This is a genomic window from Streptomyces sp. PA03-1a, assembly GCF_033792805.1.
Classification (GTDB): domain Bacteria; phylum Actinomycetota; class Actinomycetes; order Streptomycetales; family Streptomycetaceae; genus Actinacidiphila.
On sequence record NZ_JARAVO010000324.1, the window covers coordinates 1 to 8566 of the forward strand.

Annotated in this window: 8 protein-coding genes; all 8 read right to left on the bottom strand. The window is 73.1% G+C overall.

Going from position 1 to position 8566, the window contains the following annotated elements:
• Nucleotides 1-30 precede the first annotated feature (30 nt).
• Genes PV341_RS41445 through PV341_RS41480 form a run of 8 tightly spaced genes read right to left on the bottom strand, consistent with a single transcriptional unit; the run spans nucleotide 31 to nucleotide 8531 of the window.
• Nucleotides 31-825: an alpha/beta hydrolase gene (locus PV341_RS41445; protein ID WP_500360545.1), complete on the bottom strand. Its 795-nt coding sequence runs from the start codon at nucleotides 823-825 to the stop codon at nucleotides 31-33.
• A 1-nt stretch (nucleotide 826) separates the two neighbouring features.
• The gene (locus PV341_RS41450; protein WP_500360547.1) at nucleotides 827-1867 is read right to left on the bottom strand and encodes an LLM class flavin-dependent oxidoreductase; all 1041 of its coding nucleotides are present in this window, start codon (nucleotides 1865-1867) and stop codon (nucleotides 827-829) included.
• Nucleotides 1868-1891: 24 nt separating this feature from the next.
• Nucleotides 1892-3232 (bottom strand): NtaA/DmoA family FMN-dependent monooxygenase, encoded by a 1341-nt coding sequence (locus tag PV341_RS41455; protein WP_500323457.1) that lies wholly within the window; start codon nucleotides 3230-3232, stop codon nucleotides 1892-1894.
• A gap of 26 nt (nucleotides 3233-3258) precedes the next feature.
• Nucleotides 3259-4131, bottom strand: a complete 873-nt coding sequence (locus PV341_RS41460; protein WP_500360548.1) for an ABC transporter ATP-binding protein — start codon at nucleotides 4129-4131, stop codon at nucleotides 3259-3261.
• Nucleotides 4128-5006: an ABC transporter ATP-binding protein gene (locus PV341_RS41465; protein WP_500360549.1), complete on the bottom strand. Its 879-nt coding sequence runs from the start codon at nucleotides 5004-5006 to the stop codon at nucleotides 4128-4130. The genes PV341_RS41460 and PV341_RS41465 overlap by 4 nt, the downstream gene beginning before the upstream one ends.
• Complete coding sequence (locus tag PV341_RS41470; RefSeq protein WP_500323460.1) at nucleotides 5006-5893, bottom strand: ABC transporter permease; 888 nt, start codon at nucleotides 5891-5893, stop codon at nucleotides 5006-5008. Before PV341_RS41470 ends, PV341_RS41465 begins: the two co-directional genes overlap by 1 nt.
• Nucleotides 5894-5895: 2 nt before the next feature.
• Nucleotides 5896-6924: an ABC transporter permease gene (locus PV341_RS41475; RefSeq protein WP_499516029.1), complete on the bottom strand. Its 1029-nt coding sequence runs from the start codon at nucleotides 6922-6924 to the stop codon at nucleotides 5896-5898.
• A gap of 32 nt (nucleotides 6925-6956) precedes the next feature.
• Nucleotides 6957-8531: an ABC transporter substrate-binding protein gene (locus tag PV341_RS41480; protein ID WP_500360551.1), complete on the bottom strand. Its 1575-nt coding sequence runs from the start codon at nucleotides 8529-8531 to the stop codon at nucleotides 6957-6959.
• Nucleotides 8532-8566 lie beyond the last annotated feature (35 nt).

The window sequence follows — 8566 nt, forward strand, 5'->3', positions numbered from 1 at the left end:
GGGTGGGGGCGAGCGGGGACCTCGGCGCGGTCACCAGGTGCTGGATTCGGCGGCCACGACGGGCACCAGACCGTTGCGCAGCGTCTCCAGGAAGGTGACGACCTCGGCTGCCACCGAGCGGTGCTGTACGTCGTTGAGCACGTCGTGGTGGGCGCCTCGGACGACCGAAAGCCGGGCGCGGCGCTGGGACTTGGCGGCGCGTGCGAGCGCGTCGTGATCGGCGAGCGGGTCGGCGTCACCGGCGAGGAAGAGCGCGGGCGGGGCGAGTTCGGCCTCGTACGCGGCTGTGAGCAGGGCGTCGGGCACCGCCTCGCCCAGCGAGCCCCGGCGTACGCGCGGGTCCCGGGTGAGCGTGTCGCGGTGGGTGGGGCAGGACGTGCGCACGTCGAGCTCCCCGTCCCAGCCGCCGTCCTCGGCAGGGGCCGCACGGCCGGGAAGCCCTGCGAGGACGACGCCGTCCGGCCGGACGCCGGCCCGGCCGGGGCGGCCCAGGAGCGCGGCGACGGCGACGGCGCCGGAGTCGGCGCCCACCAGGACGACGGGGGTGGCCGGCGCGCCCTCGGCGGCGGTGCCCTCGACGGCGTGCGCGAGGCGCTCGTCGAACCGGGTCAGGGAACCGGCCGGGTCGTCCGCGTCCGGCTCCGGGGGGTCGACGACCCGTACGCGGTAGGCGTCGGCGGCCAGCCGCCGCGCGAAGCGGGCGTAGGTCGCCCGTGTCTCGCCGCGGCCCGGCACCACGACGACCGTGCCGCGGACGAGCAGGCCCTCGGGGCCGTGGTGGTCGGTGTGGTCGGCGTGGTCGATGCGGTCGGTCTGCTCGGTCATCTCAGACTCCTGCCGGCTCGGGCCGGGGCTCGGGTTCGGACGCGCGCCGCCAGCCCAGCGCCGGCGCCACTTCGGTCGTGATGAGCTCCAGGGCGCGCAACGCCGCGTCGTGGTCGGGGACGGCGGGGTTGAACTGGGTGATCAGGTCGGTCGCGACCGGCAGGACCCGCTCCCGCCGCAGCGCCGCGACGATCTCCTCGGGATGCCCGAAGAAGGAGTGGAAGCGGCGCAGCGCCTCGTCCAGCTGCAGGCCCTTCGGGAAGGCGCCGCCCTCCGCCATGCGCAGCGCCGCCCGGTGGACGTCCTCGCCGATCTGCCCCAGCGCCGTCCGCCGGTCCTTGGCCGGGAACACGAACCGTGACAGCCCGATCCGCGGGCGGCGCGGCCGGTCCCAGGCGTCGAGGTACGCGTCCGCCCATGGGCGCTGCACCGCGTCGGTCGGGGAGTCGAAGCCGTACGCCGCCCGGTTGAGCAGGAGGTTCGACCCGGCGGCCGCCGCGTACGCGGCGCCCTGCGTGCTGAAGGCGCCCTGCCAGATGCGGTCGCCGAAGTCGCCGGCGGCCGGCTGGATGCGGAAGCCGGGCGCGCCGACCTCCTCACGTGCCAGCGCGCTGCGCAGTACGTCGAGGTGTTCGCTGGTCAGTTCGCGCTTGCGGGCGACGTCCCGGCCGAAGGCGGCGTACTCCAGGCCGTTGTAGCCGCTGCCCACGCCGATCTCGACGCGGCCGCCGCTGAGGGTGTCGACGGTGGCGACGTCCTCGGCGAGCCGGATCGGGTCCTCCAGCGGGAGGATCGTGACGGCGGTGCCGAGCCGGATCCGGGTGGTGCGTGCCGCGGCGTGGGCGAGGAACGTCCAGGGCGAGGACAGCCCCCCGCCGCCCAGGGAGACGTGGTGCTGGGCCACCCAGCCGGCGTCGAAGCCGAGTTCGTCGGCGGCGACGAAAAGTTCCAGGGCGTTGCGGTAGGTGCGGACCGGGTCGTCGTCGCGGCCCTGCACGTGGGTGAGGAAGCCGAGTCGCAGGCGCGGGTGCTCGGTGGTCATGGCCTTGTCCGTCCCGTCCCGTGCTCAGTCTGCCACGAGCAGGCGCTCGTGGGTGTGGCGGTTGGCGGGGACCGGCAGGCCGAGGTTGCCGCGCAGGGTGTCGGCCTCGTACGCGGTGCGGAACAGGCCGCGCTGCTGGAGGAGGGGCACGACGCCGTCCACGAAGAGTTCGAGCTCGTCGGTGGTGCGGAAGGCGAGGTTGATGCCGTCGAAGGTGCCGGCGTCGAACCACTGCTCGATGGTGCCGGCGACGGTCCGCGGCGACCCGACGAAGGGGGAGGTGCGGAACTCGTTGGCCGACTGGGCGACCTGGCGCAGGGTCAGGTTCTCCGCCCGGGCCCGCTCGATGATCCTGGCCGCGCCCGTGCGTCCGCCCTTCTCGGCGAGGTGCGCGACGTCGGGGAAGGGCGCGTCCAGGTCGTGCACGCTGAAGTCGTAGGCGCCGAAGGAACGTCCCAGCAGCGCGAGGTTGCGGTCGAAGTCGTTGTCCTCCTCGAAGATCTCCCGCTCGCGGCGCCGGGCCGCCTCGTCCGTGGCGGCGACCACCGGACCGCCGTGGATGAAGATCTTGATGTGGTCGGGGTCGCGGCCGTAGGAAGCGGTGCGCTGCTTGATGTCGGCGTAGTACTCCTGCGCCTGCCGGAGGGTGCCCCCGGGCGCGTAGATGCCCTCGGCCACCTGGGCGGCCAGGTCGCGGCCCTCCTCGGAGACGCCGGCCTGGAAGATCACGGGCTGGCCCTGCGGGGACCGGGACAGGTTGAGGGGGCCGGCGACCCTGAAGTGCTCGCCCTCGTGGTCGAGCGCGTGCAGCTTGGCCGGGTCGAGGAAGACGCCCCGTTCCACGTCGGCCGGGAAGGCGTCGTCCTCGTAGGAGTCCCACAGGCCGCGGGCGACCTTGACGAACTCCAGGGCGCGGCCGTAACGGGAGGCGTAGTCCAGGTGCTCGTCGAACCCGAAGTTCCTGGAGGTGCCCGTGTCGAAGCTGGTCACGACGTTCCAGCCGGCGCGGCCGCCGCTGATGTGGTCCAGCGAGGCGAAGCGGCGGGCGAGGTTGAACGGCGAGTTGTACGTCGAACTGGCCGTGCCGACCAGCCCGACGTGACGGGTGTGCGTGGCGACCGCCGACAGCAGGGTCAGCGGCTCCAGCCGGTTGAGGTAGTGGGCGGGGTAGGTGGCGTTGATGAACTGGCTGTCGACGATGAACAGGGCGTCGAAGAGGGCGTGTTCGGCCGCCTTGGCCTGAGCGATGTAGTAGTTGATGTCGGTGCTGGCGTTCTTGGCGACGCGGGCGTCCTTCCACAGGCCGTGCTGGCCGGGGCCGCCGACGCCGTAGGGGTGGAGCGCGAGGTGGATCCTGCGGGACATGGTGGCTGTTCCTGTCTGTCGTGGGGTCAGGTGCGCAGCAGCGCGCGCAGCGCTTCGCGTTCGGCCCGGTCCGCCGGGGCGGAACGCAGGGTGGGCGCCGAGCCGACGAGCAGGCGCGTGTAGGGATGGCGGGGGTGGTTGACGACGTCGTGCGTGGTGCCGACCTCGACCAGTTCGCCCTGGTAGAGCACGGCGAGGCGGTCGCAGACCCCGGCCACGGAGCCGAGGTCGTGGGAGATGAAGACCAGGGCCACTCCGGAAGCGCGCAGCTCCTTGAGGATCTCCAGGACCTGCACGCGGTTGGCCGCGTCGAGGGCGCTCACCGGTTCGTCGAGGATGACCAGGCGCGGTCCGGTGACCAGCGCCCGGGCCACCGAGACCCGTTGGCGCTGCCCGCCGGAGAGCTCCCCGGGCAGCCGGCCGAGGAGCTCGTCGTGCAGGCGGACGCGGGGGAGGAACGCCCGCGCCCGGTCGGCCGCCTCCTCGCGTGGGACGCCCTGCAGGAGCAGCGGTTCGGTGAGGGACTCCTCGACGGTGAGGTCCGGGTCGAGGCTGCGCAGGGGGTCCTGGAAGACGTACTGGACGACGCCTCGGCGGCGCAGGGCGCGCCACCGGCGTGGGCCGTGCCGGGCGACGTCCTCCCCGCCGACGACGACCGACCCGGCCGAGGCGCGCACCAGGCCCAGCACGGCCCGGGCCAGGGTGGACTTCCCGGATCCCGTCTCGCCGATGAGGCCGACGGCCTCGCCGGGCGCGACGGTCAGGGACACCCCGCGCAGTGCCTGGCGGCGCCGGCGGCGCAGGCCGTAGTGCACGTCGAGGCCGGTGATCTCCAGCACGGGACCGGCGGGGTCCGCACCGTCGGCCGGCGCCGTCCGCGGCGGTTCGCCGGTCGTCATGCGTCCTCCTTCACGGTGAGGAACGTGTCCAGGCCGTACTGCTCGTGTTCGGCGATCAGCAGACGGGTGTACTCGTGCCGCGGGTCGTGCAGCACCGCGCGGGTCGGGCCCTGCTCGACCACCACGCCCTCCCGCAGGACGACGACCTCGTCGCAGAGCTGGGCGACGACCGCGAGGTCGTGGGAGACGACGACGAGGGCCAGCCCCGCCTGTTCGCGCAGTTCGGCGAGCATGTCGAGGATCCCGGCCTGGACGGTGACGTCGAGGGCGGTGGTGGCCTCGTCGGCGATGAGGATCCGCGGGCCGGCGGCGATCGCCGCCGCGATCAGGACGCGCTGGAGCATGCCCCCGGACAGCTCGTGGGGGTAACTGCCGTAGACCAGCTCCGGATCGCGCAGTTGCACCGTCCGCAGCAGCTCGACGGCCCGCCGGCGGGCCTCGCGGCGCCGCTGCCCCTTCTTGGCGCGCACGACCTCGGCGATCTGCGGGCCGACCCGGATCGAGGGGTTGAGGTAGGAGGCCGGGTCCTGGAAGACCGCGCTGATCGTGGCGCCCCGCAGGGCCGTCCACCGAGCCCGTGTCAGGGTGGCGATGTCGGTGCCGTCGATCTCGATCGACCCACCGGTGACCTCGAAGTGCGCGGGCAGGATGCCGAGTGCCGCGCGGCAGGTGAGGGTCTTGCCGCTGCCGGACTCCCCGACGATGCCGACCGCCTCACCGGGTGCGAGCTCGAAGCTCACCCCGTGGACGATCTCGCGGTCGCCCGCGCGGTCGCCGATGCGCACGCCGCGGAGGGACAGCACCGGCGGTGCCGGGGTGCCCGGCGCGGCGTCCGGGGCAGGCAAGGGGAGCAGTCCTTCGGACACGGTCGTCATCACGCACCTCCGGCGGGGGCGGGGTCGGGCTTGTCGAGGCGGTTGGCGCGGGCCCTGCGGCGGTCGAGCAGTGCGCGTCCCGCCTCGCCGGAGACGTCGCGGATCGCGTCGGCGAGCAGGTTGCTCGCCCAGACGGTGGCCATGATGAGCAGGGCGGGGGCCACCGGGGCCCACGGCTGGTGGCTGAGGTAGCCCAGGTCCGAGGCGAGCAGGCCGCCCCAGGTGGGCGCCGGCGGCTGCACGCCGATGCCGAGGAAGGTCAGGCTGGAGACGATCACGAAACCCACGCCGATGGTCTGGGCGAGCGCGACCGCGACCGGCGGGAGGATCTTGCCCCACACGTGGCGGCGTACGATCCAGCCCGTCGAGGCACCGGAGACGAGCGCCGCCTCCACGTACGGCGAGCGCGCCACGGCCAGGGTGGCGGCGCGGGCCACCCGGTAGAACAGCGGTGACACCAGCACGCCGGTGACCAGCATGGCCTGGGTGAGGCCGTTGCCGAGGAGCGCGACCACGGCGACGGCGAACAGCAGGAAGGGCAGGGCGACCAGCGTGTCGGCCAGGCGCAGGGTCGCCCACTCGAAGACCCGGCCCCAGTAGACGGACAGGATGCCGGGCACCGCGCCGACGACCAGGGCCGTCAGGGCGACTTCGAGCGAACCGAGCACGCTGACGCGCGAGCCGTCCAGGAGCCGGCTGAGGACGTCACGGCCGAGGTAGTCCGTGCCCAGCCAGTGCGAGCCCGAGGCGGCGGCCAGGGTGTTGTCGCTGGTGGCCAGGGGATCGTGCGGTGCGAGCCAGGGACCGAGCAGCGCCAGCAGCGCGATCACGGTCAGGACGACCGCGGCGATCCGGCCGGAGGTGAGGGAGAGGACGCGGCGCACCATGGTCAGACCCCCCGCTGGGACGCCGGCGTCACGCGCGCCAGCACCAGGTTGACGATCAGGTTGAAGGAGACGACCAGGACGATCGACACCACGAGGACGCCCTGGACGGCGGGTACGTCCCCGGCCTGGGCGGCGTCGTTGGCGAACCTGCCGAAGCCCTGCAGACCGAAGATCCATTCGGTGACGACGGAGGCACCCACCAGGGCCGGGAACTTCAGTCCGAGGGTGGCGAGCGCCGGTCCGAGGCCGTTGCGCAGGACGTGACCGAAGAAGATCCGCCGCGGGCTCAGGCCGCGCACCACCGCGCCCGTGACGTAGTTCTCGCGGTGGGCCGCCACGAGGCCCGCGCGCAGCTGGCGGGCGACGTCGGCGACCACGTCGAAGCTCAGCGCGATCGCCGGGAGGGTGATGTGCGCCAGCCACGGCCCGACGCCCTGCTCCGCCGGGACGTAGCCGCCGGAGGGGAACCAGTGGAGACCGACGGCGAAGACGACGACCAGCACGATGCCCACCACGAACGCCGGCATCACCGAGATGACCGTGACGAATCCGGTGATCGCACGGTCGATCCAGGTGGTGCTGCGCAGCGCCGCCACCGTGCCCAGCGCGAAGCCCACGACCACCCCGATGAGCAGGGCCAGCGTCGCGACCGAGAGGCTGACGCCCAGGCCGAGCCCGATGAGGGTGGAGATGTCGGCGCCGTTGGCCCAGCTGGTGCCGAGCCGCCCGTGCAGGATGCCGTCGAGCCAGTCCCCGTACTGGACCAGGAACGGCCGGTCGAGCCCCCACTGGGCCTCGACCCGGGCGATGGCCTGCGGTGTCGCGTCCTCGCCCAGCTGGATCCGTGCGGGGCTGAGCCCGCTCAGCGCCCGCAGCGCGAAGGTCACGAAGGTCGCGACCAGGAACACGGGCACGATGATCGCGACGGACCGGGCGAGGGCGGCCAGGACCCGGCCCGCGGCGTGCCGGGCCCTGGCCGCGGCGACGCCGCGACGGGGGGTGAGGGCGACCGGCGCGGCGGTCGTCGTCATGAGGTTGCCTCCCCTTCGGTGGTGGACGATGGTCAGCTGCCGCCGGCGATGGTCACGCCGGTCCAGTCGATGTGGGCCGGGTTCTTCGGCAGGTCCGAGATCGCCTTGCTCTTGGCGAAGAGGTTGGGCGAGGAGTAGGTGAAGACCAGGGCCTTGCTCTTCAGCCCGGCGCGGGTCGCCGCCTGGAGGTTCCCCACGTAGTCGGGGGAGTCCAGCGGCGTGCGGCGGACCTTCGCCACGGCAGCGTCGAAGCCGGCCGGCTCGTACGGAGTGCTCAGGTTCAGCGGGCCGTTGGGGCCGAAGTGCGCGGTGAGGGTCTGCACCGCTGAGTCCCGCCCCGTGGTGCCGTAGAGCGAGAACGTCAGGTCCTTGGCGAAGAACGGGGTGGCCCAGTTCTTGTCGACCTCGATGCGGACGGTGATGCCGACCGCGGCCAGCTGCGCCTGCACGATCTCGGCCTGCGGGTCCTCCGCCGGGATGACGAGGTCGAGCTTGACGTCGCCCGCCTTGTGGCCGGCCTCGGCGAGCAGCTTGCGGGACGTCGCCGGGTCGTACGGGTACGGGTCCCGGGACGTCGGGTCGTAGGCCAGGTACCCCGGCGGGAAGGGCTGGTCGGTCGCCTCGCCGTAGCCGAAGGTCAGCTTGTCGACGAACTCCTTGCGGTCGACCGCGTGGCGGACGGCGTCGACGACCCTGTCGTCGTCGAACGGCGCCTTGTTGACGTTGAGGCTGAGGTTCGAGGCGTTGAAGCCGGGTTGCACGAAGACGTCCAGGCCGGCCTTCTCGGCGGCCTCCGCCTGACTCGGTTCGAGGTCGGCGAAGTTGTAGACGCCGGTCTGGAGGCCGGAGACGACCGTCGACGCGTCGGGGGCGGAGGTGAGCTCCACGTCGTCGATGTGGATGTTCTTCGCGTCCCAGTAGTCCGGGTTCTTCTTGAGCAGCACCTTGGTGCCGGGGATCAGCTGCTCCACCACGAACGGACCGGCGCCGACGGGGTGCTGGTCCAGCTTCTGCGGGGCCGCGGCCGCCTTGGGGCTGGCGATCTGCAGGACGCGCTCACCGAGCAACTGGGGTATCTGGTAGTCGACCTGGGTCAGGTGGACGACCGCGTCCAGACCGTTGGCGTCCACCGACGCGATCGAGGTCAGGTCGCCGAAGAGCGCCGAGTTCTTCTGCTTCTTGGCCCGCTCGATCGCCGCCTTGACCGCCGCCGCGTCGACCGGCTCGCCGTCGCTGAACTTCAGGCCGGGGCGGAGGTGGAAGGTGATCTCGTCACCCTTGTCGTTGTACTCCCAGCTCTTCGCGAGGTCGGGGACGGCCTTGCCGTTCTCGTCGGTACGCGTCAACGAGGCATAGACCAGGGCGAGTTCGCGGAACTGGGCGCCGCTGCCGGAGACCACCGGGTCCCAGTGGGCGGGGAAGTAGGAGGAGGCCCACTTCAGTGTGGCGCTCCCCGTCGACGCGCCGGCGCCGCCGCCGCACGCGCCGAGGGCGGGGACGAGGACGGAGGCGAGGGCGGTTCCGAGGGCCGCGGTGCGCAGCCGGCCCGGGCGCCGGGCGGCAGGGGAGGCGGGTCCGGGGCGGCTGGGCGTGAGTCGTCCGGGCATGTGAGTGCTTTCTTCGAGGGCCCCCGGACCGGCTC

What these genes read in the sequence shown, in the direction of transcription:
- PV341_RS41470 (WP_500323460.1), bottom strand. Translation starts at nt 5,893, where the DNA reads ATGGTGCGCCGCGTCCTCTCCCTCACCTCCGGCCGGATCGCCGCGGTC.
- PV341_RS41460 (WP_500360548.1), bottom strand. Translation starts at nt 4,131, where the DNA reads ATGACGACCGGCGAACCGCCGCGGACGGCGCCGGCCGACGGTGCGGAC.
- PV341_RS41455 (WP_500323457.1), bottom strand. Translation starts at nt 3,232, where the DNA reads ATGTCCCGCAGGATCCACCTCGCGCTCCACCCCTACGGCGTCGGCGGC.
- PV341_RS41480 (WP_500360551.1), bottom strand. Translation starts at nt 8,531, where the DNA reads ATGCCCGGACGACTCACGCCCAGCCGCCCCGGACCCGCCTCCCCTGCC.
- PV341_RS41465 (WP_500360549.1), bottom strand. Translation starts at nt 5,006, where the DNA reads ATGACGACCGTGTCCGAAGGACTGCTCCCCTTGCCTGCCCCGGACGCC.
- PV341_RS41445 (WP_500360545.1), bottom strand. Translation starts at nt 825, where the DNA reads ATGACCGAGCAGACCGACCGCATCGACCACGCCGACCACACCGACCAC.
- PV341_RS41475 (WP_499516029.1), bottom strand. Translation starts at nt 6,924, where the DNA reads ATGACGACGACCGCCGCGCCGGTCGCCCTCACCCCCCGTCGCGGCGTC.
- PV341_RS41450 (WP_500360547.1), bottom strand. Translation starts at nt 1,867, where the DNA reads ATGACCACCGAGCACCCGCGCCTGCGACTCGGCTTCCTCACCCACGTG.